Source organism: Roseateles sp. (assembly GCF_039595595.1).
Taxonomy (GTDB): domain Bacteria; phylum Pseudomonadota; class Gammaproteobacteria; order Burkholderiales; family Burkholderiaceae_C; genus Roseateles.
Genome location: NZ_JBCNLG010000002.1, coordinates 82,223 through 102,610 on the forward strand (window position 1 = coordinate 82,223; position 20,388 = coordinate 102,610).

General features: G+C 67.8%; 19 protein-coding genes. 6 read left to right on the top strand and 13 right to left on the bottom strand.

All coding sequences use genetic code 11. From position 1 onward, the window contains the following. Nucleotides 1–4 precede the first annotated feature (4 nt). From lepA to ABDW61_RS03200, 11 genes are all read right to left on the bottom strand, one after another. Complete coding sequence (lepA, locus tag ABDW61_RS03150; protein WP_343636124.1) at nucleotides 5–1,813, bottom strand: translation elongation factor 4; 1,809 nt, start codon at nucleotides 1,811–1,813, stop codon at nucleotides 5–7. A gap of 572 nt (nucleotides 1,814–2,385) precedes the next feature. After that, nucleotides 2,386–3,903: a DegQ family serine endoprotease gene (locus tag ABDW61_RS03155; protein WP_343636879.1), complete on the bottom strand. Its 1,518-nt coding sequence runs from the start codon at nucleotides 3,901–3,903 to the stop codon at nucleotides 2,386–2,388. A 70-nt stretch (nucleotides 3,904–3,973) separates the two neighbouring features. Continuing rightward, nucleotides 3,974–4,441 carry a hypothetical protein gene (locus ABDW61_RS03160; protein ID WP_343636125.1) on the bottom strand — a complete coding sequence of 156 codons (468 nt, stop codon included), beginning with the start codon at nucleotides 4,439–4,441 and terminating at the stop codon, nucleotides 3,974–3,976. 31 nt (nucleotides 4,442–4,472) lie between these two features. Beyond that, a complete protein-coding gene (gene fabF, locus ABDW61_RS03165; protein ID WP_343636127.1) occupies nucleotides 4,473–5,720 on the bottom strand; it encodes a beta-ketoacyl-ACP synthase II in 1,248 nt (415 codons plus the stop codon). Between the two features lie 9 nt (nucleotides 5,721–5,729). Further along, nucleotides 5,730–5,969: an acyl carrier protein gene (gene acpP, locus ABDW61_RS03170; protein WP_058936430.1), complete on the bottom strand. Its 240-nt coding sequence runs from the start codon at nucleotides 5,967–5,969 to the stop codon at nucleotides 5,730–5,732. A 184-nt stretch (nucleotides 5,970–6,153) separates the two neighbouring features. Further along, nucleotides 6,154–6,891: a 3-oxoacyl-ACP reductase FabG gene (fabG, locus tag ABDW61_RS03175; RefSeq protein WP_343636129.1), complete on the bottom strand. Its 738-nt coding sequence runs from the start codon at nucleotides 6,889–6,891 to the stop codon at nucleotides 6,154–6,156. 40 nt (nucleotides 6,892–6,931) lie between these two features. Then, complete coding sequence (gene fabD / locus ABDW61_RS03180) at nucleotides 6,932–7,873, bottom strand: ACP S-malonyltransferase (RefSeq protein WP_343636131.1); 942 nt, start codon at nucleotides 7,871–7,873, stop codon at nucleotides 6,932–6,934. Between the two features lie 115 nt (nucleotides 7,874–7,988). Next, complete coding sequence (locus tag ABDW61_RS03185) at nucleotides 7,989–8,978, bottom strand: beta-ketoacyl-ACP synthase III (RefSeq protein WP_343636133.1); 990 nt, start codon at nucleotides 8,976–8,978, stop codon at nucleotides 7,989–7,991. After that, entirely contained in the window at nucleotides 8,975–10,108 is a 1,134-nt protein-coding gene (gene plsX, locus ABDW61_RS03190; RefSeq protein ID WP_343636135.1) for a phosphate acyltransferase PlsX, read from the bottom strand. The genes ABDW61_RS03185 and plsX overlap by 4 nt, the downstream gene beginning before the upstream one ends. A gap of 264 nt (nucleotides 10,109–10,372) precedes the next feature. Next, nucleotides 10,373–10,558 (bottom strand): 50S ribosomal protein L32, encoded by a 186-nt coding sequence (gene rpmF / locus ABDW61_RS03195; RefSeq protein WP_091726670.1) that lies wholly within the window; start codon nucleotides 10,556–10,558, stop codon nucleotides 10,373–10,375. 224 nt (nucleotides 10,559–10,782) lie between these two features. Beyond that, complete coding sequence (locus tag ABDW61_RS03200; RefSeq protein ID WP_343636137.1) at nucleotides 10,783–11,346, bottom strand: YceD family protein; 564 nt, start codon at nucleotides 11,344–11,346, stop codon at nucleotides 10,783–10,785. 50 nt (nucleotides 11,347–11,396) lie between these two features. Here ABDW61_RS03200 and ABDW61_RS03205 point away from each other — a divergent pair, with 50 nt between their 5' ends. Next, complete coding sequence (locus tag ABDW61_RS03205) at nucleotides 11,397–12,020, top strand: Maf family nucleotide pyrophosphatase (protein ID WP_343636139.1); 624 nt, start codon at nucleotides 11,397–11,399, stop codon at nucleotides 12,018–12,020. Beyond that, nucleotides 12,017–12,805, top strand: a complete 789-nt coding sequence (locus tag ABDW61_RS03210; protein WP_343636141.1) for an SAM-dependent methyltransferase — start codon at nucleotides 12,017–12,019, stop codon at nucleotides 12,803–12,805. The genes ABDW61_RS03205 and ABDW61_RS03210 overlap by 4 nt, the downstream gene beginning before the upstream one ends. A gap of 14 nt (nucleotides 12,806–12,819) precedes the next feature. Here the strand turns inward: ABDW61_RS03210 and ABDW61_RS03215 are convergent, their stop codons facing one another. Together ABDW61_RS03215 and ABDW61_RS03220 are read right to left on the bottom strand one after the other, a co-directional pair. Further along, a complete protein-coding gene (locus tag ABDW61_RS03215; RefSeq protein WP_343636143.1) occupies nucleotides 12,820–14,340 on the bottom strand; it encodes a DEAD/DEAH box helicase in 1,521 nt (506 codons plus the stop codon). A 61-nt stretch (nucleotides 14,341–14,401) separates the two neighbouring features. Further along, the gene (locus ABDW61_RS03220) at nucleotides 14,402–15,526 is read right to left on the bottom strand and encodes a glycosyltransferase (protein WP_343636145.1); all 1,125 of its coding nucleotides are present in this window, start codon (nucleotides 15,524–15,526) and stop codon (nucleotides 14,402–14,404) included. A 141-nt stretch (nucleotides 15,527–15,667) separates the two neighbouring features. Between ABDW61_RS03220 and ABDW61_RS03225 the strand changes: the two genes are divergently transcribed. From ABDW61_RS03225 to ABDW61_RS03240, 4 genes are all read left to right on the top strand, one after another. Next, nucleotides 15,668–17,749, top strand: coding sequence for an SLBB domain-containing protein (locus ABDW61_RS03225; RefSeq protein ID WP_343636147.1), 2,082 nt, complete (start codon nucleotides 15,668–15,670; stop codon nucleotides 17,747–17,749). Between the two features lies 1 nt (nucleotide 17,750). After that, complete coding sequence (locus tag ABDW61_RS03230) at nucleotides 17,751–18,875, top strand: Wzz/FepE/Etk N-terminal domain-containing protein (protein ID WP_343636149.1); 1,125 nt, start codon at nucleotides 17,751–17,753, stop codon at nucleotides 18,873–18,875. Nucleotides 18,876–18,939: 64 nt separating this feature from the next. Beyond that, nucleotides 18,940–19,341: a MarR family EPS-associated transcriptional regulator gene (locus ABDW61_RS03235; RefSeq protein ID WP_343636151.1), complete on the top strand. Its 402-nt coding sequence runs from the start codon at nucleotides 18,940–18,942 to the stop codon at nucleotides 19,339–19,341. Between the two features lie 23 nt (nucleotides 19,342–19,364). After that, nucleotides 19,365–20,366: an FAD-binding oxidoreductase gene (locus tag ABDW61_RS03240; protein WP_343636153.1), complete on the top strand. Its 1,002-nt coding sequence runs from the start codon at nucleotides 19,365–19,367 to the stop codon at nucleotides 20,364–20,366. Nucleotides 20,367–20,388: the final 22 nt, after the last annotated feature.

The following is a 20,388-nucleotide window of genomic DNA, read 5'->3' on the forward strand; positions in this document are numbered from 1 at the left end:
AGTCTTATTCTTCGACTTGGAGGATGGCCAGGAAGGCTTCTTGCGGCACCTCCACCGAACCGATTTGCTTCATGCGCTTCTTGCCGGCTTTCTGCTTCTCCAGCAGCTTGCGCTTGCGGGTGATGTCACCACCGTAGCATTTTGCCAGCACGTTCTTGCGCAGCGCCTTGATGTTCTCGCGCGAGATGATGTTGGCGCCGATGGCCGCCTGGATGGCCACGTCGTACATCTGGCGCGGAATGATCTCGCGCATCTTGGCCGCCACCTGCCGGCCGCGGAACTGCGATTGCGAGCGGTGCACGATCAGCGACAGCGCATCGATCCGGTCGCCGTTGATCAGCATGTCCACCTTGACGACGTCCGAGGCGCGGTACTCCTTGAACTCGTAGTCCATCGACGCGTAGCCGCGCGAGACCGACTTCAGCTTGTCGAAGAAATCCAGCACGATCTCCGCCAGCGGGATCTCGTAGGTCAGCATCACCTGGCGGCCGTGGTACGCCATGTTCAGCTGCACGCCGCGCTTCTGGTTGGCCAGCGTCATCACCGGGCCGACGTATTCCTGCGGCATGTACAGGTGGACCGTCACGATCGGCTCGCGGATCTCGCCGATCTTGCTCTGCTCGGGCATCTTGGACGGGTTCTCGACCTCGATCACTTCGCCGTCGCCGAGCTGGACCTCGTACACCACGCTGGGCGCGGTGGTGATCAGGTCCTGGTCGAATTCGCGCTCCAGACGCTCCTGCACGATCTCCATGTGCAGCAAGCCAAGGAAGCCGCAGCGGAAACCGAAGCCCAGCGCCTGCGAGACTTCCGGCTCGAAGCGCAGTGAGGCGTCGTTCAGCTTGAGCTTTTCCAGTGCATCACGCAATTGGTCGTACTCGCTGGCCTCGGTCGGGTAGAGGCCGGCGAACACCTGCGGCTGGATCTCCTTGAAGCCAGGCAGCGCCTCGGTGGCCGGACCCAGGTTGTTCGGGAGCTTCTTCTCCAGCGTGATGGTGTCGCCCACCTTCGCCGCCGCCAGTTCCTTGATGCCGGCGATGATGAAGCCGACCTCGCCGGCGTTCAGCTGGTCGCGGTTCTCGGACTTGGGCGTGAACACGCCCAGGTGCTCGGCCGGATAGACGGCGTTGGTGGCCATCATCCGGATGCGCTCGCCCTTCTTCAGCGTGCCGTCGACGACCCGCACCAGCATCACCACCCCCACGTAGTTGTCGAACCAGGAGTCGATGATCATCGCGCGCAGCGGCGCCTCGGCCACGCCCTTGGGCGGCGGCATGCGGGTGATGACGGCTTCGAGGATGTCGTCGATGCCCATGCCGGTCTTGGCCGAGCAGGGGATCGCGTCGGTCGCGTCGATGCCGATGACGTCCTCGATCTCCGATTTGGCGCCTTCCGGATTGGCCTGCGGCAGGTCCATCTTGTTCAGCACCGGGATCACTTCAACGCCGAGCTCGAGCGCGGTGTAGCAGTTGGCCACGGTCTGCGCCTCGACCCCCTGGCTGGCGTCGACCACCAGCAGCGCGCCCTCGCACGCGGACAGCGAGCGGCTCACTTCGTACGAGAAGTCCACGTGCCCCGGGGTGTCGATCAGGTTCAGGTTGTAGACCTGCCCATCGCGCGCCTTGTAGCGCAGCGCCGCCGTCTGCGCCTTGATCGTGATGCCGCGCTCGCGCTCGATGTCCATCGAGTCCAGCACCTGCGCCTCCATCTCCCGGTCCGACAGCCCGCCGCAGCGCTGGATGATCCGGTCGGCCAAGGTGCTCTTGCCGTGGTCGATGTGGGCAATGATGGAGAAATTGCGGATGTGGTTCATGGACTCGGATGGAGACCGCGAACTCGCCCGCCACACCAGCGGCGCTCGAGCGGAGCACGCTGAGACACACTGCGGACGGCCGGTCGAGGCGGTGATGCATGGCCCTTCTCAGGGCCCGAACAGGACATAAAAAAAAGGCACGTCGAAACGGTGACGCGCCTTCCAACAAAACGTATGGCAACTGCTTGTTGGGCTTTCATTGTAGCCAAAAGGCCCGCCCTGGAAACCGCATGGATGCGAGCTTCTCGGCCGTTGCCCATCGCCAACAGCGATTTTGTGCACAGGTTATCCACAAAAACTGAGGACATCCTGTGGATCGCTGAGCCCGTCAAAATGAAGCCTTCCGATTCACCGTCGGAACAGCGACAAAGCTGGCCGGACGCGCCCGGATTGTAGCGGAGCGAGGCACCAATACCCCGCCTTGGTCACAACCGTGAGCAAGCACCAACCGACGGCTATCGGATTGAACCCGCACAAGTCGCTGGCCGATTTTTCATATCGCGGAAAGCCCCGGGCCTGCGCTAGGTTGACGGTGGTGGGCAACACCGATTCGGTCAATGCCAAGAAGAGGCTTATCCCTTGCCCGGCTTCAGCACGACATAGGTCGCGACCTCGCCCCGGCGCACCAGCATCTGCAGCGGCTTGCCCTTCTCCATCTTGGAAAGGGCCGCTTGGAACTGCTTGACTGTCTTCACCTCGGCGTTGTTGGCCGAGAGGATGACGTCGCCCACCCGCAAGCCCGCGCGCGCTGCCGGGCCGTCTGCCGTGTCGATGCGCAGACCGCCGTCGACCTTGAGCTCCTTGCGCTGCGCCTCGGACAGTTCGCTGACGGTCAGTCCCCAGGCCTGCGCGCCGGTGGCGGCGGGCGTCTCGGCATCGGGCGTTGCGGCGGCGCGGTCGTCAGGCAACGCGTCGAGGGTGGCGGTCAGTTCCTTGTACACGCCGCGGCGGAACACCTGCAGCGGCACCTTCGTGCCGGGCCTCGCGGCAGCAGCGAGCCGGCGCAGATCAACCGCCTTCTCCACGGCCTTGCCGTCGAACCTGGTGATCACGTCGCCGAGTTGGAGTCCCGCCTTCTCGCCGGGTCCGGCCGGCGTGATACGGCTGACCAGCGCCCCTTGCGGCTTGCCAAGCCCGATGGCTTCGGCCACTTCCTTGCTCACGTCGTCCGGATAGACGCCCAGCATGCCGCGCGTCACACGGCCGTTGGCGCGCAACTGGTCGGCGACGCGCATGGCCTCGTCGATCGGAATGGCGAAGGAGATTCCCATGAAGCCGCCCGACTGGCTGTAGATCTGGGAATTGATGCCGACCACCTCACCGCGCAGGTTCAGCAGCGGGCCGCCGGAGTTCCCTGGATTGATGGCGACGTCGGTCTGGATCAGCGGCAGCAGATCGCCCGTGTCCCGCGCCTTGGCGCTGACGATGCCTGCGGTGACGGTGTTGTCGAAACCGAAGGGCGAGCCGATGGCCATGACCCATTCGCCCACCTTCAGCTTGCCGACATCCCCCATGCGCAGCAACGGCAGGTTGTTGGCCTCGATCTTGAGCACCGCGACGTCGGTGCGCCGGTCCAGGCCGATGACCTTGGCCTTGAACTCGCGCTTGTCGGTCAGCGTGACCGTCACTTCGTCGGCGTCGTCGACGACATGCGCGTTGGTCATCACATAGCCATCCGCACCGATCACGAAGCCCGACCCCAACCCTCTGCGCTGCGGCGCGTCATCGTCCTCATCGTCGTCCGGCGCTGGCGAAGGCGTCGGCGCTGCCCCCGGGGGCGTGCGGCGCTGCGGTGGCACGGGAATACCGAAACGGCGCAGCAGCTCGCGCATCTGCTCGTCGACCTGCGCGTTGGCCACCTTCACCTTTTCCGACGTCCGGATGTTGACCACCGCCGGGCCTGCCTGCTCGACCAGGATGCTGAAGTCCGGCAGCGCGCGCGCCAACTCCGGCGCAGCCACTGGCAACGTTCCTGAGACCGGCGCGGCGCTGGTCTGGGCGGCGGCCATGAGGGACCCGCCCAGCAAAGCGGCACTGGCGAGCGCCAAAGCGAGACGTCGAAGAGAGCAGGAACGATCGAGATTGGGCATGGACACTCGCTGGTGGCGACGCTGGAACAGAAGGCTCACATCATGCCCGGATTTCACGACGGGCATCGCGTCAGCCCGGCGCATGGAACAGATGCAGCCGCAGCGTTGACCATTGCGCGCCGAGCGCGCGTCGCGACACCGCAACCCACTGCGATCGCCGGCTGGAGACGATCGCGTCCCCTTCCGGCTGCCAGGCATCGAGGCGCAACAGCATCCACTGCTCCAGATCGATGAAGACCTGTGGCGCAACGGCAAGCGGCTCTCCCGGCCGATCCCACCACCATTGCCGACCATCCCAGCGCAGCGTTCGCGGCCGGCGCCGCGCGACGGGCAGCGCCAAGGCGGCTCCGGCGCCCAGGGCAACGATAGCCAGCATCCACGCTCCGCCGCCCATCCCCAACTGCTGCAAGACGGCAAGCGCGGCCGCCACGGCACCGGCGCCAAGCAGTGCGCGCTGCACCCGCTCCCATCGCGGATCCGGCGGCAATGAAAAACGCCGGGCAGCGGCCCGGCGTGGTGTCGATCGATCGGGCGCCATGCTCGCCACCCCGATCGTGTCGCGCGGCGGATCAGATCCGCTTGAAGATCAGCGTGCCGTTCGTGCCGCCGAAGCCGAAGTTGTTCTTCGCGGCGTACTCGATCGGCATCTTCCGCGCCTCATTGGCGCAGTAGTCCAGGTCGCACTCGGGATCCTGGTTGAAGATGTTGATCGTCGGCGGGGCGACCTGATCATGGATTGCCTTGACGGTGAAGACGGACTCGATGCCGCCCGCGCCGCCCAGCAGATGGCCGGTCATCGACTTGGTCGACGACACCACCAGGCCCTGCTTGGCGTAATCGCCAAAGGCCTGCTTGATCGCGTTGGTCTCGTTGGCATCGCCCAGTGGCGTGGACGTGCCATGCGCATTCATGTACTGGATCTGATCCGGGTTGAGCCCCGCGTTGCGCAGCGCGTTGCGCATCGAGCGCGTCGGGCCGTCCACGTCCGGCGCGGTCATGTGGTACGCGTCGGCACTCATGCCGAAGCCCACCAGCTCCGCGTAGATCTTGGCGCCGCGCTTCTTGGCGTGCTCGTACTCCTCGAGCACCAGCACGCCGGCGCCCTCGCCCAGCACGAAACCGTCGCGGTCCTTGTCCCAGGGACGGGATGCGGTCTTCGGGTCATCGTTGCGGGTGGACAGCGCACGGGCCGCGGCGAAGCCGCCGACACCCAGCGGGGACACCGTCGATTCGGAGCCGCCCGCGACCATGACGTCGGCATCCCCCGCCTCGATCATGCGGCCGGCTTGGCCGATGCTGTGCAAACCCGTCGTGCAGGCCGTCACGATGGCCAGGTTCGGCCCCTTGAAACCGCACTTGATCGAAACGTGGCCGGAGATCATGTTGATGATCGACGCCGGCACGAAGAACGGACTGATGCGGCGGGGGCCGCGGTTGGTCAGTTCCGCGTGGGTCTCCTCGATCATCGGCAGCCCGCCGATGCCGGAGCCGACCAGCACGCCGATGCGCTCAGCCAGTTCCGGGCTCAGCGCGTCGCCGGTGGGCAGGCCCGAGTCCTGGATCGCCTGCAGCGACGCCGCCAGCCCGTAATGGATGAACGTGTCCATGTGGCGAGCTTCCTTCGCGGGGATGTAGTCATCCACCTTGAAGTCCTTGACCTCGCCAGCGAAATGGCAGGCCAGGTTGCTGGCATCGAAACGGGTGATGGTGTCGATGCCAGTCCGACCGGCCACGATGTTGGCCCAGCCCTGCTCGACCGTGTTGCCCACGGGCGAGATCAGGCCGAGTCCGGTGACGACGACGCGACGACGGCTCATGCTGCTTGCTTACGCCTTCTGGTGCTTGACCGCGTAGTCGATCGCCAGTTGAACGGTGGTGATCTTCTCGGCCTCTTCGTCCGGGATCTCGATGCCGAACTCGTCTTCGAGGGCCATCACCAGTTCCACGGTGTCCAGAGAATCAGCGCCCAGATCGGCGACGAAGGCCTTTTCATTGGTCACATCGGCTTCGGGCACGCCGAGTTGCTCGGCGATGATTTTCTTGACACGTGCTTCGATATCGCTCATGACTCCTCCAGGAGGGGGTGGTTTGCTAGAACAACCCGGGATTCTAAGGCCTTAGAGTGGCGCCCCTAGTCGGACCTCCCGAGGCGCGCCTTCCACGATGGAGACGGCGCGCGCTCGCACTCTATCAGCCCCACACCGGCCGGGTGAATCCGGTGGGCGGGCCGCCCGGAATGGGCGGCCCGCCTCAATTCATGTACATGCCGCCATTGACGTGCAACTCCACGCCAGTGATGTAGCTCGCCTCCGGCGACGCCAGGAACGCCACCGCATGGGCGATCTCGGCCGGGTCGCCCAGGCGGCCCGCGGGAATCTGCGCCAGCAGCGCGGTCTTCTGCGCCTCGGGCAGGACGTCGGTCATGTCGGTGGCGATGAAACCGGGCGCCACGCAGTTCACGGTCACCGAGCGGCTGCCCAATTCCCGGGCCAGGGCACGCGTCATGCCCGCGACGCCGGCCTTCGCGGCCGCGTAGTTGGCTTGGCCCGCGTTGCCCGAAGCCCCGACCACCGACGTGATGTTGACGATGCGGCCATAGCGCTGCTTCATCATCGGGCGCATCACCGCGCGGCTGATGCGGAACACGGCCTTCAGGTTGGTGTCGAGGACGGCATCCCAGTCCTCGTCCTTCATGCGCATCGACAGCATGTCCTTCGTGATGCCGGCGTTGTTGACCAGCACCTGCAGGCTGCCGTCCTGCTTGACGATCGCGTCGACCAGCGCGTCGACCGCGGCGACGTCGTTCACGTTCAGCACCGCACCGCGGCCGCCATGGGGGGCCAGTGCCTCGGTGATGGACTGAGCGCCGGCTTCGCTGGTCGCGGTGCCGATGACGACGTAGCCCTTCTGGGCCAGGGTCAGCGCGATCGCGCGGCCAATGCCACGGCTGGCGCCGGTCACCAGCGCCACTTGCTTGCTGTCGGACATGGAAATTCCTCGAACGAAATCTGGATGGGGGTCGGAACGATCAGGCCAGCAGCGCCTTGGCCTCGGCCAGCGAGGCAGGGTCCAGCACCGTGGCGGCGGCGATCTCGCCGTCGATGCGCTTGGCCATGCCGGCCAGCACCTTGCCGGGGCCACACTCGATGACGGTGGCCAGGCCGCGCGCCTTGAGCGCCTGCATGACCTCCACCCAGCGCACCGGGCCGAAGGCCTGGCGGTACAGCGCGTCGCGCAGCGCCACCGCGTCGTCGGTGACGGCGACGTCGATGTTGTTGATCACCGGGAAGGCGGCCGGCGTGAAGCTGACCGCGGCGAGCTTCTCGCGCAGGCGGTCGGCGGCCGGCTTCATCAGGCTGGAATGGAAGGGCGCCGACACCGGCAGCGGCAGCGCGCGCTTCGCGCCAGCGGCCTTGAGCGCCTCGTTCGCCTTCTCGACGCCACCCTTGGAGCCGGCGATCACGGTCTGCTTCGGATCGTTGAAGTTGACCGCCTCGACCACCTCGCCAGATTCGGCGGCGACCTGCTGGCAAACCTCGCGAACCACCGCCGCGTCCAGGCCCAGGATCGCCGACATCGCGCCGGTCCCTACCGGCACCGCCTCCTGCATGGCTTGCGCGCGGAAACGCACGAGCGGCAGCGCGTCAGCCAGACTGAGCGCGCCAGCGGCCACCAGCGCGGTGTACTCGCCCAGCGAGTGGCCGGCCGCCGCGGCCGGAGCCAGGCCCGTCTCCGCGATCCAGGCGCGGTAGCAGGCAATGCCCGCGGTCAGCATCACGGGCTGGGTGTTGGTCGTCAGGTCCAGTTGTTCCTTGGGACCGTTCTTGATCAGCGCGCCGATGTCCTCGCCCAGCGCGGCCGAGGCCTCGGCCAGCGTGCGGACCACTTCCGGGTGATCGCCCCAGGCGTCGAGCATGCCGACGGACTGCGAGCCCTGTCCAGGAAAGACGATTGCGAAGTTCTTGCTCATGGCGATTCGAGTCCGAGACTATCCATACAAAGGGAGAAACGCGCGTGACACGCGCGCCAGGCACGCGGCGCCCGCCAGCGCGCGGCGCTCCGGGCACGGCGGCATCAGCGGCCGATCAGAAATCCAGCAGCACCGCGCCCCAGGTGAAGCCGCCGCCGACGCCTTCCAGCATCACCGTGTCACCGCGTCTGATCTTGCCGGCGCGCACGGCCACGTCCAGGGCCAGCGGGATCGATGCGGCCGAGGTGTTGCCATGCTCGTCGACCGTCGCGATCAGCTTGTCCAGGGGCATCTTCAGCTTCTTGGCCGTGCCCTGCATGATGCGGATGTTGGCCTGATGCGGGATCAGCCAGTCGATGTCCGCGTCGGTGCGGCCGGCCTTGTCGAGCACCGAGCGCGCCACCTTCTCCAGCACGCCCACGGCGAGTTTGAACACCGCCTGGCCGTCCATCTTCAGCAGCGGATGGCCGAGCACCTCGCCGCCGGACACGGTGCCCGGGGTGCAGAGGATGTCGACATGGCGGCCGTCGGCATGCAATTCGCTCGCCAGAATGCCGGGTTCATCGCTCGCGCCCAGCACCACGGCGCCGGCGCCATCGCCGAACAGCACGCAGGTCGTGCGGTCCTTGAAGTCGAGGAGGCGCGAAAACACTTCCGAGCCCACCACCAGCGCCTTGCGGGCGGCGCCGCTCTTGATCATTGCGTCGGCCACGGTCAGCGCGTAGACGAAGCCGGAGCACACGGCCTGCACGTCGAACGCGGCGCAGCCATGGATGCCCAGCTTGTTCTGCAGCAGGCAGGCGGTGGAGGGGAACACCATGTCCGGTGTGGACGTGGCGACGATGATCAGGTCGATCTCCTCGGCGCGGACGCCGGCCGACTCGAGCGCCGCCAGGCAGGCCGGCAGCGCGAGATCGCTGGAGGTGACGTGCGGATCGGCGAAGTGACGGGCGTGGATGCCGGTGCGCTCGACGATCCATTCATGCGAGGTGTCGATCCCGTCATGAGCCAGGCGTTCCGCCAGGGCGGCATTGGTGACGCGATTGGCGGGCAGGTAGCTGCCCGTACCGAGGATGCGGGCGAAGCGCGTGGAAGCAGTGGTCATGCAGCGTGGGCGGCGGTGGCCGCCGTGTCTCCTGCATCGCCGCCCTCCTCTGGCGCAGGGGCTGGAAGCGCCTGCAGCGTCGCGACGATGCGATCGTGAACCCGGTCTAGGAGCCGGTTGCGGGCCGCATCATACGCCCGGTTCAAGGCCTGCTCGAAAGCGAAGGCATCAGCGGAGCCGTGGCTCTTGAACACGAGCCCGCGCAGGCCCATCAGCGCGGCGCCGTTGAAGCGGCGATGGTCGACGCGGTGCTTGAAGCGCTGCAGCACCGGCATCGCCAGCACCGCGATCATCTTGGTCCAGGCATTGCGCGTGAACTCCGCCTTGATGAAGCTGGAGATCATGCTGGCCAGGCCTTCGGCCGTCTTCAACGCGACGTTTCCGACAAAGCCGTCGCACACGACGATGTCGGTCGTGCCCTTGAAGATGTCGTTGCCTTCGACGTTCCCGTGGAAGTTGAGCTGGTCATGCGCGGCCGCTTCGCGCAGCAGCTCGCCGGCGCGCTTGATCGTCTCGTTGCCCTTGATCATCTCCTCGCCGATGTTCAGCAGGCCGACCGTGGGGTTCTCCTTGCCGTCGACCGCGGAGACCAGCGCGCTGCCCATCACGGCGAACTGCAGCAGGTGCTCGGGGCCGCAGTCGACGTTGGCGCCCAGGTCCAGCACCGTCGTGAACCCGCCGGTCTGATTGGGCATCACCGTGGCGATGGCGGGCCGGTCGATGCCCTCGAGCGTCTTGAGCAGGTACTTCGCGACGGCCATCAGCGCGCCGGTGTTGCCGGCCGAGACGCAGGCCTGCGCCGCGGCAGCCGAGCCGTCCTTGCCCGGCTTGAGCTGCGAGATCGCGACCCGCATCGACGAGTCCTTCTTGCGGCGCAGCGCGACCTCGATCGGGTCGTCCATGCTGACCACCTCGCTGGCCGGGACGATGCGCACGCGGGGCCACGAGGCCGCGGCCTTGAGCGCCTCGGGTTGGCCGACGAGCAGCAGCTCCGCCTGCGGGTGCGCGGCGAGGAAGGCCTGGCAGGCCGGAAGCGTCACGGAAGGTCCGTGGTCGCCGCCCATGCAGTCCACCGCCAGACGGAGCGGCTCGGCGGAGGGCGATGAGCGGGTGGCGGAAGTTGCGGTCATCGAAGCCTGAGAGAAATCACCGGTCGAAACTGCGACTGTAGCGACCCCGCAAGAAGCGTGCGCGACAGCCGCCCCAGCCGGACCGCGCCGTCCGGACACTCGGGCGGCGGATCCACGCCGGCAAGGACGCGGGGAAGGGGAAAACAGCGGGAAGGCGGAAATGCGAAAGCCCGGCAACGCTAGGCGCTGAACCGGGCTTTCTTCATTCGTGGACCAGGCGGGGAGCCTGTCGATCGGCTCTCCGGACCGGCTGATCGATGTCGATCAGGCGGCGTCGGCCTTGGTCTTCAGCACCTTGCGGCCACGATAGAAGCCATTGGGGCTGATGTGGTGACGCAGATGCACTTCGCCGGTGGTCGGCTCGATCGCGGTACCCGGGGTGCCCAGGGCATTGTGCGAGCGGTGCATGCCACGCTTGGACGGGGACTTCTTGTTTTGCTGAACGGCCATGATTGATTCTCCTAAAGGCTTCGGCTGGCTTCGGTGATTCGAGGCTTGCTCGGGCTCTCGAGAGAACTCGAGCTGTGCCGCGGATCCGACGAGGATGCTCCGCTACCGACGCCTCGGTCCCGGCGCGGCGTCCCACATGGACGCACATTTCGAACCGGGAAAGCCGGAAACTATAGCACAGCGGCCAACTTCACCGCAAATCCGGCGCAGAGAATTCCCTCGCCTCACGCCTTGCCGCCGGCGCCCTTCTTCAGCGCAGCCAGCGCGGCGAACGGATTCGGGCGCTCTTGCGAGGGCGCCTCCTCTTCATCGATGTTGGCGTGCGGCAGCGGCTCCGGGCACTCCTCGTGACGCGGCACCACCGGCAGCTCGAGCAGCAGTTCGTCCTCCACCAGTTCACGCAGGTCGAGATGCCGCGGCAGCGAGAGCACGTCGTCCTCCGAGTCCATGTCGAGTTCCGCCGCCTGGTCCTCGTCCCGGACGAAGCGGAACCACCGCGACACCTCGAGGTCCTCGCGCACCGGCTTGAGGCAGCGCTGGCAGGTCAGCGAGACCTGCGCCTGCGCCGACAGCGCGAGCCAGATCTGCGCCTCGCCGCCCTTGGGGGTGCGGATCTCGCCCTGCGCGGACCAGCGGACGGGTGGCCACTGGGCCGGGTCGGACTCGGGCGCGGCCGCCTCGGCCAGTCGCGGCAGGCTCGGGGCGGGCCACTCGCCCTCGAGCGAGGCGCCTTCGCGGGCGAAGGCACCGACATCGAGCTTCAATGGATCGAACGAACGCGGTTTCATGGGGCGCAAGTGTACGAGCCGCCTCTGCGCCGATGGGAGAATCCCGCCCCATGACCGCCCATCCCCCGCCGCACCGGCCGCTGATCCTGGGCTCCACCTCCCGCTACCGGCGCGAGCTGCTGGAGCGCCTGCGGATCCCGTTCGACACCGCCGCGCCCGGCGTCGACGAAACACCCCTGCCTGGCGAAGCGCCCGAAGCGCTCGCGCGACGGCTGGCGCTGGCGAAGGGGCACGCGGTGGCGGCGCGCTTTCCCGAAGCGCTGGTGATCGGCTCGGATCAGGTCGCGGACCTGGACGGCCAGTCGCTGGGCAAGCCGGGCTCGCACGAGCGGGCCGTCGAGCAATTACGCGCCATGAGCGGCCGCACGGTGGTCTTCCACACCGCGCTGGCGGTCGTCTGCGGGGCCACCGGCTTCGTGGCGGAGGACGTCGCGCCGGTGCGCGTGCGCGTGCGCGCCTTGAGCGACGTCCAGATCGAGCGCTACCTGCGCGCCGAGCAACCCTATGACTGCGCCGGCAGCGCCAAGGCCGAGGGCCTGGGCATCGCGCTGCTGGACGCCATCGACTCCGACGACCCGACCGCGCTGATCGGCCTGCCGCTGATCCGCACCGCCGCACTGCTGCGCCGCGGCGGGCTCGACGTCCTGAACCTGATTGCCGAGACCCCTAGATGACCCGTGGCCGCCTCTATCTCGTTCCCAACACGCTGGACTTCGGCATGGACGGCCAGGAGGTCGACCTGCGCGACGTCCTGCCCGATGCCGTGCTGGCGCGCGCCGCGGCCATCACCCATTGGGCCGCCGAGAACGCGAAGACCACGCGCGCGTTCCTGAAGCGCGTCGGCGCGATCCATCCGCTGGCGGTGCCGCTGCAGGAACAGCGCATCGAGGAGTTGCCCCGCCCGCCCAAGGGGCGCGGCCCGGCGTCGAACGCCGCGGCGGCGGCAACTGAGGACAAGGCGTGGATGGCGCTGCTCCAGCCGGCGCTCGACGGACACGACCTGGGACTGATTTCCGAAGCCGGCATGCCGGCCGTGGCCGACCCTGGCGCGCGGCTCGTCGCGGCGGCGCATGCGGCGAAGCTTGACGTCGTGCCGCTGGTCGGACCGAGTTCGCTGCTGATGGCGATCGCGGCGAGCGGCCTGAATGGCCAGAGCTTCGCCTTCGTTGGCTACCTGCCGGTGGAGGGCGCGGAGCGCACAGCCCGCGTCAAGGCGCTCGAGACCTGGTCCGCGCGCGAACAGCAGACCCAGCTGATGATCGAGACGCCCTACCGGAACGCCGCGCTGCTGCAGGCGCTGCTGGCGTCGCTGAAGCCGGGCACGATGCTGTCGGTCAGTTGCGGTCTGAGCCTGAAGGGCGCGTGGACGCATTCGGCCACGGTCGCCCAATGGCGCCAGGCGCCGAGGACACTGCCGGAGAAGGTCCCCGCGGTCTTCGCGATCCTGGGGGCGCGCTGATCGGCGCGCGTTGATCAGGACTCGCTGTCGGCGGTGACCGGCGGCTTCTTGGCGCCGAAAAGGGCCGCGACCTTCTTCTTCGGCTTGATGTTGGAAGAGACGCCGCGCGGCGCGCTGGCCGGCCCCTTCTCCCAGGACGGGGCCTCGGCGCCTTCGGCCGCCTCATAGGGCTTGTCGAACAGCGGGTCGTAGGCCTGACGCTGCGGGGCGCGAGCCGGCGCGTGCCCGCCATAGGTCTCGTCGCGGCGGTCCTCGCGCTCACGGCGGAAGTCACGGCGCTCACCCCGCTCCTCGCGATCACCGCCCCGGTCGGAGCGCTCGCCGCGCGGCGCCCGCTCACCGCGATCACCGCCATCGAAGCGCCGGCGCGCCTCCTCGAGCTCGATCGGCTCCAGGTCCAGCTTGCGCTTGATCAGCTTCTCGATCTCGCCGACCAGACGCGCGTCGCTTTTGGTCACCAGCGTGAAGGCCAGGCCCGAGGCGCCCGCGCGGCCGGTGCGGCCGATGCGGTGCACATAGTCCTCGGCGTTGAACGGCACGTCGAAGTTGAAGACGGCCGGCAGGTCCGCGATGTCCAGGCCGCGCGCCGCCACGTCGGTGGCGACCAGCAACTCGACCTCGCCGCGCTTGAAGGCCTCGAGCGACTTCAGGCGCTCGTCCTGAGACTTGTCGCCGTGCAGCGCCGCGGTTTTCAGCCCGTCGCGCTCGAAGGCGCGGGCCAGACGCGCCGCGCCGAGCTTGGAATTCACGAAGACGATGGACTGCTTGATCTCGCGCTGGCGCAGCAGCTGCTTGATCGCGGCGCGCTTGTCATCGTCGTCGACGCTGAAGAAGCGCTGCTCGACGGTCGACGCGGTCGCGTTCGGGCGGGCCACCTCGACCAGTTCCGGCTCCTGCAGGTAGCTCTGCGCCAGCTTCTTGATCTCGGGCGAGAAGGTCGCCGAGAACAGCAGCGTCTGGCGCGTCTTGGGCAGGTAGCTCAGGATGCGCTGCAGGTCGGGCAGGAAGCCGATGTCGAGCATCCGGTCAGCCTCGTCGAGCACCACGTACTCGACGTGGTTGAGCACGGCGTTCTTGGCCTCGATGTGGTCGAGCAGGCGGCCGGGCGTGGCGATCAGGACCTCGACGCCGGCCTTGAGCTGCAGCGTCTGGGGTTTCATGTCGATGCCGCCGAAGACGCAGGCCACGCGCAGCTGCGTGTGCTTGGCGTAGGCCTTGACGTTGTTGGCGACCTGGTCGGCGAGCTCGCGGGTCGGGGCCAGCACGAGGGCGCGCACCGGGTGGCGGGCGGGGGACATCGAGGCGTTCTCGTGCTTGAGCATGCGCTGCAGGAGCGGGATCGAGAACGCGGCGGTCTTGCCGGTGCCGGTCTGGGCGGCGCCCATGACATCGCGGCCTTCGAGGACGATCGGGATCGCCTTGGCCTGGATGGGCGTCATCGTCGCGTAGCCCTGGTCGGCGACGGCGCGCAGCAGCTTGGGGTTCAGCGGCAGCGTGTCGAAACGCGGGCTCGGCGGCGGGGTGGTGTCGGTCATGGGCGCGGATTATCCTCCAAGCCCCCATCGGACCCGGGAAACCCCGCATCGGCCGTGTGCATCAGGGCACGGAGCGGTCCGTCAGCTTGCGCTGGTCGCCGCGGAAGACCATCCACTTCGGGGTGCGGAAGCGCACGATGCGCCAGTACAGCGCCACGTAGGCCGCGCCGAACAGCACCATGCAGCCGGCGATCATCGGCGTCGAGTCCCAGAACAGCAGCGCCGGCGCCAGCGAGGAGAGGCACAGCGTCCACAGGTAGGGCGCGGTCATCGAGTTGCGGCGCGTCATCAGCCGCGCGTCGCGGGCGCCAATCGCCCAGCGCATCAGGCGGCGGTAGATCAGCGAGTGCAGATGGATGCCGTCCGGATCGCCGGGGCTGGTGTTGCGCAGGAAGCGGCGCCGATAGATGGAGAAGACCGTCTCGAAGACCGGGTAGATGCAGACCATCAGCGCGAACAGCGGCGAGACCTGCGGATGGCGGTGGATCAGCAGGATGCCGATCTCGGCCAGGAAGAAGCCCATGAAGTACGCGCCGCCGTCGCCCAGGAAGATCAGGCCGGCGGGGTAGTTCCAGACGAAGAAGCCGAGGATCGCGCCGACGCCGGCGAGCGCCCACAGCGCCAGTTCGGTGTCGCCGACCTGGTAGGCGACATAGGCGAAGGTCAGCAGCATGAGGCTGACGCACATCGAGGACAGGCCATTGAAGCCGTCGATGATGTTGACCGAATTGGCGACGCCGGCCACGGTGAAGACGGTGGCGAGGACGGCGCCGACGGTGGTGGCGACGATGAAGTCCAGGCCCGGGATGTCGGTGCGGGTGATCATCGCGCTCAGCAGCCAGCAGCCCAGGCCGGCGGAGATCATGGTGGCGATCAGGCGCTCGCGCGGGGGGACCTTCTTGGTGAAGTCCTCGATCAGGCCGGCGGCGAAGGCGGGGACACCGCTGAGCAGGAGCAGCGCGCCGGTGCGGGCCTGGGGATGCTTCAGCAGGACGGCCAGCGCCACCATGCCGGCCAGGCCGACGAAGATGCCGACGCCACCGATGCGGGGCACGGGCCGGGCGTGGAACTTCTGCGGGCCGGACAGGTCGTGGTCTGCGGACAGATGCCCGTGCACGGTCGACGAGTGCACGACGTAGAGCGTGACGATCGCCGCGAGTGCGAACGGGATGAGCAAATACAACATGGCCGGCAGTGTAACGAGCGGCTTCACGGGCCAGGGCGGTTTTGGCGCAACAGCGCTGCCATAGAATGCCGCGCTGGCCGCTCCGCCCCTTGCCCCGAGGGCCGCCGCGGGCGGCCCAGCACATCTGAGACGAGATCACGCATGGAACTTCGCGCCCAACGCGCCCTTTCGCCGGTGTCCACGACGACTCGAGCACTGCCCTTCCACCGGTCCGCGCTGGCGCTGCTGACGGCCTGCCTGATGGCGGCCCCGGCCTTCGCGCAGGTGACGGTCAACGGCCAGCAGACTTCCTCCGACCCCACGAGCGACCTCAGCGGCCCCGTGCGGCTGAACGGCACCAACCGCAATGCGCAAGACTCGTCGTCGGTGCAGCAACAGCAGCAACAGCAACAGCAGCTTCAACAGCAGCAGAGCCAGTTGCAGCAGCCCCGTCCGCCCAAGTACGTGCCGGGGGAGTTCGAGATCTATGTCAACAAGCTGCTGGGCATCGACCTGACGGATCCGCTCACGCTGGATGCGCTCAAGCGTTCCGAGCTGCTCAACACCGATTACGCGACGATGTCCGCGACGGTGTCGCAGACGCAGGGCGGCGGCCTGGGCAAGACGGCGGCCGTGTCGGCGGACAACGTCGTGCGCCGCCTGGGCGCGGACCTGATGCTCGATGACCGGCAGACGCGCGGCGCCGAGTCGGACGGCCCGCGGCAGGCGCCGGCGGACTACCTGATCGGCGTCGGCGACGAAATCCAGGTCACGGCCTGGGGCTCGGTGGACGCCGACCTGCGCCTGACGGTGGACCGCGCCGGCCGCATCACGATCCCGCGCGTCGGTCCGGTGCTGGTGTCGGGCGTGCGCTACGGCGACCTGAACGACGTGGTGCGCGCGCGCATCGCGCAGGTCTTCAAGAACTTCCAGGTGAGCACCTCGCTGGGCAAGCTGCGGTCGATCCGCATCTACGTGACCGGTTTCACCGCGAAGCCGGGCGCGTACACGGTGAGCAGCCTGGCGACCATCGTCACCGGTCTGATCCGCGCGGGCGGTCCGTCGGCGGCCGGCAGCTTCCGGCAGATCGAACTGCGCCGCAACGGGCAGGTGGTGTCGACCTTCGACGCCTATGACCTGCTGCTCAAGGGCGACAAGGCCAGCGACCGCGCGCTGCAGGCGGAGGACGTCGTGCACATCGGCCCGATCGGCCCGCAGGTGGCCGTGCTGGGCAGTGTGAACAAGCAGACCATCGTCGAACTCAAGCCGAACGAGACGGTGGATGACGTGCTGCGCATGGCTGGCGGCTTCAGCGCGGTGGCGGACCGCTCGCGCGTGTCGATCGAGCAGTTGAGCGACCGCAACGACCGCCGCGTGCGCGAGCTGCAGTTGCCGGCGCAGTTGAAGACGGTGGCGTCCAACGGCGACGTGATCCGCGCGTTCAGCAGCGTCAACACGGCGCTGCCGCTGTACAAGCAGTACAAGCGCGTCACCGTCGAGGGCGAGGTCGCGCGTCCGGGCGAGTACGTGCTGCCGCCGAGCAGCACGCTGCCGGACGCGATCGCGGCGGCGGGCGGCCTGACGCCGCAGGCGTACGTCTTCGGCACCGACTTCTCGCGCGAGAGCGTGCGCCAGTCGCAGCAGGAGAACTACGACCGCGCGCTGCGGGACATGGAGACCGAGCTCACCAAGTACAGCACCACGCAGCGGGCGACCAGCGCCGACGAGGCCGCGGCCAACACGCAGCGCGCCTCGGCGACGGAGCGGCTGGTGCAGCGGCTGCGCGCGGTGCGGCCCACGGGGCGCGTCGTGCTGCAGCTGGAGTCGGATACGAAACAGCTGCCCGACCTGACCGTCGAGGACGGCGACCGGCTGCTGATTCCGTCGAGGCCGACCACGGTCGGCGTCTTCGGCAGCGTGTTCAACGCGGGCAGTTTCCTGCTGCAGAACAACGCGACGGTCGACGACGTGATGAAGCTGGCTGGCGGTCCGACGCGTGGCGCGGATGCTGGCGGCGTGTTCGTGATCCGCGCCAACGGCACGGTGGTGAGCGCGCGTCAGTCGAGCAGCGGCTGGCTGGGCTTCGGCTCCAGCTTCAGCGGTCTGCCGGCGCTGCCCGGTGACACGGTGTTCGTGCCCGAGGAGATGAACAAGACCACGTTCATCCAGGAAGCCAAGGACTGGACGCAGATCCTCTATCAATTCGGTCTGGGTGCTGCGGCGCTGAAGACGATCAAGAACTGACATGTCCACGAGCACTCCCTTGACCGCCGAAGCGCGGATGTCGCACCAGGACGAGGCCGAGGACGGCATTCCGCTGAGCGCGATCCTCGACGCCGTCCTGCCGCATACGAAGAAGATCGTCGCTGGCGCCCTGCTCGCAGGCGCGGCGGGCTACGGCGTTTCGATGTTGATCACGCCGATCTTCACGGCCCGCGCGACCATCATCAGCCCGCAACAGCAGCAGAACTCCGCGGCTGCGGCGCTGCAGTCCCTGGGCGCGCTGGCGGGCCTGGCGGGCGGCGGCGGCATCAAGAGCCCGGCGGACCAGTATGTCTCGGTGATGCAGAGCGTCACGGTCAGCAACCGCATCATCGACCGGTTCAAGCTGATGTCGCTCTACGAGGCCAAGTTCCGCCAGGACGCGATCAAGCAGTTGAGCGGCAACGTCCGCATCACGCCCGGTAAGAAGGACAACCTGATCGACATCGACGTCGACGACGAGGACCCGAAGCGCGCGGCGGAGATCGCCAATGCCTACGTGGAGGAGTTGCGCTGGGTCACGAATCATCTGGCGCTGACCGAGGCGCAGCAGCGCCGCGCCTTCTTCGACCAGCAACTGCATCAGACCAAGGATGCACTGCAGGCCGCGCAGCTGCAGGTGCAGAAGACAGGCTTCACGGCAGGCGCGCTGAAGAGCGAGCCCAAGGCCGCCGCCGAGGCTTATGCCCGGACCAAGGCGGAGATCGCCGCGACGGAAGTGCGTCTTGGCGCCCTGCGCAAGTCCTTGACCGACAACTCGCCGGAGGTCCAGCAGCAGGCGGCGGCGCTGGCCAGTCTGCGTGCTCAGCTGTCGCAGTTCGAGCGACCACTGGAGTCGAGCAGCAACCAGGACTACGTCACGGCGTATCGGGAATTCAAATACCAGGAGGCGCTCTTCGAAATCTATGCCAAGCAGTTCGAGCTGGCGAAGATGGACGAGGCGCGGGAGGGGACGCTGATCCAGGTGCTGGATCCGGCCACGCCCCCGGAGCGCAAGAGCAAGCCGCGGCGCGCCGCGATTGCGGTGGCGTCCGCGGTGATCGCTGGTCTGTTGCTCACCGCGTTCTTCGCCGTGAGAGGGCTGCGCCGGCGCAACGCTTCGGTCTGAGGCGCGGGAGCTTCGGTTCGACCGTGTTAGAGTGCCGCCCGTTCAACGATTGAACGGGTACCCCTTGACCGATCCAAGCCCATCCGACAACGAGCTCGACTACGCCTTGCTGAGCCAGTTGGAAAGCAAGACCGACAGCAACCAGCGCGATCTGGCCAAGCGGCTGGGCGTGAGCGTCGGGAAGATGAATTACTGCCTGCGGGCGGTGATCGATCGCGGATGGGTGAAGGTGAACAACTTCCGCCGGTCGGACAACAAGCTCGGCTACGTCTACATCCTGACGCCGACGGGCGTCCACGCGAAGATGCGCATGGCGCGCCGCTTCCTGGCGCTCAAGGAAGCGGAGTTCGAGCAGCTCCAGCGCGAGATCGACGCGCTCAGGGTGGAAGTGTCCCGGCAGGGCGTCAATAGCGTTTCCGGCGCGCCGACTTCCGGGGAAGCCGGCGGCCGCGACGAGCGCCAGTGAAGAAGAAGCGAGAGATTCCAGGGATGCACACCGTCACCATCAGCAGCGGCAAGGCTTTTGAAGCGCAGAGCGGCGAAGCGCTGCTCGACGCCGCGCTGCGCCAAGGCGTCGTGCTCGACTACAGCTGCCGCACCGGCCGCTGCAGCTCGTGCAAGGGCCGCGTGCGTTCCGGCGAGACGGCGGCGCTGCACGACGAACTCGGTCTGAGCGCCGAGGACAAGGCCCACGGCTTCATCCTGACCTGCGTCCGTCAGGCTTGCGGCCCGGTGGAGCTGGAGATCGAGGATCTCGGCGACGTGGTGCTGCCCGAGGCAAAGACCCTGCCCTGCCGCATCCAGTCGATCGAGCGCCTGTCCCCCGACGTCGTGCGCGTGATGCTGCGCCTGCCGCCGACCTCGGCGCTGGACTTCCTGCCCGGCCAGTACATCGACGTCATCGGCGCGGAGGGCCTGCGCCGCAGCTACTCGGTGGCCAACGCGCCGCGCGCCGACAAGCAGATCGAGCTGCACATCCGCGAAGTGCCCGATGGCGCGATGAGCCGCTACTGGTTCCAGCAGGCCAAGGCCAACGACCTGCTGCGGCTGCGCGGTCCGCTGGGCACCTTCTTCCTGCGCGGCCAGGCCGGCAAGGACCTCGTCCTGCTGGCCACCGGCACCGGCATCGCGCCGGTCAAGGCGATCCTCGAAGGCCTGGCCTCGATGCCGGCCGACGCACAGCCGCGCGGCGTGACCGTCTACTGGGGCGGCCGCCATCGCGAGGACCTCTACTGGCAGCCCGAGGGCTTCGAAGCGCTGCCGGCCTTCCGCTTCGTGCCGGTGCTCTCCCGCGCCGGTGAGGACTGGACCGGCGAGCGCGGCCATGTGCAGGACGTGATGCTGCGCGAGCACCCTTACCTCGCCGACACCCTCGTCTACGCCTGCGGTTCGGACGCCATGATCCATGGCGCTCAAGCCAAGCTCCACGCCGCCGGACTTCCGGACCGGCAGTTCCATTCCGACGCGTTCGTGTGCTCGGCCGCGACCTAACTCCCTACCGATCCGATAGGAC

Excerpts from the sequence above, each read along its gene's own strand:
- lepA (WP_343636124.1), bottom strand. The coding sequence starts at position 1,813 with ATGAACCACATCCGCAATTTCTCCATCATTGCCCACATCGACCACGGC.
- ABDW61_RS03155 (WP_343636879.1), bottom strand. The coding sequence starts at position 3,903 with ATGCCCAATCTCGATCGTTCCTGCTCTCTTCGACGTCTCGCTTTGGCG.
- ABDW61_RS03160 (WP_343636125.1), bottom strand. The coding sequence starts at position 4,441 with ATGGCGCCCGATCGATCGACACCACGCCGGGCCGCTGCCCGGCGTTTT.
- fabF (WP_343636127.1), bottom strand. The coding sequence starts at position 5,720 with ATGAGCCGTCGTCGCGTCGTCGTCACCGGACTCGGCCTGATCTCGCCC.
- acpP (WP_058936430.1), bottom strand. The coding sequence starts at position 5,969 with ATGAGCGATATCGAAGCACGTGTCAAGAAAATCATCGCCGAGCAACTC.
- fabG (WP_343636129.1), bottom strand. The coding sequence starts at position 6,891 with ATGTCCGACAGCAAGCAAGTGGCGCTGGTGACCGGCGCCAGCCGTGGC.
- fabD (WP_343636131.1), bottom strand. The coding sequence starts at position 7,873 with ATGAGCAAGAACTTCGCAATCGTCTTTCCTGGACAGGGCTCGCAGTCC.
- ABDW61_RS03185 (WP_343636133.1), bottom strand. The coding sequence starts at position 8,978 with ATGACCACTGCTTCCACGCGCTTCGCCCGCATCCTCGGTACGGGCAGC.
- plsX (WP_343636135.1), bottom strand. The coding sequence starts at position 10,108 with ATGACCGCAACTTCCGCCACCCGCTCATCGCCCTCCGCCGAGCCGCTC.
- rpmF (WP_091726670.1), bottom strand. The coding sequence starts at position 10,558 with ATGGCCGTTCAGCAAAACAAGAAGTCCCCGTCCAAGCGTGGCATGCAC.
- ABDW61_RS03200 (WP_343636137.1), bottom strand. The coding sequence starts at position 11,346 with ATGAAACCGCGTTCGTTCGATCCATTGAAGCTCGATGTCGGTGCCTTC.
- ABDW61_RS03205 (WP_343636139.1), top strand. The coding sequence starts at position 11,397 with ATGACCGCCCATCCCCCGCCGCACCGGCCGCTGATCCTGGGCTCCACC.
- ABDW61_RS03210 (WP_343636141.1), top strand. The coding sequence starts at position 12,017 with ATGACCCGTGGCCGCCTCTATCTCGTTCCCAACACGCTGGACTTCGGC.
- ABDW61_RS03215 (WP_343636143.1), bottom strand. The coding sequence starts at position 14,340 with ATGACCGACACCACCCCGCCGCCGAGCCCGCGTTTCGACACGCTGCCG.
- ABDW61_RS03220 (WP_343636145.1), bottom strand. The coding sequence starts at position 15,526 with ATGTTGTATTTGCTCATCCCGTTCGCACTCGCGGCGATCGTCACGCTC.
- ABDW61_RS03225 (WP_343636147.1), top strand. The coding sequence starts at position 15,668 with ATGGAACTTCGCGCCCAACGCGCCCTTTCGCCGGTGTCCACGACGACT.
- ABDW61_RS03230 (WP_343636149.1), top strand. The coding sequence starts at position 17,751 with ATGTCCACGAGCACTCCCTTGACCGCCGAAGCGCGGATGTCGCACCAG.
- ABDW61_RS03240 (WP_343636153.1), top strand. The coding sequence starts at position 19,365 with ATGCACACCGTCACCATCAGCAGCGGCAAGGCTTTTGAAGCGCAGAGC.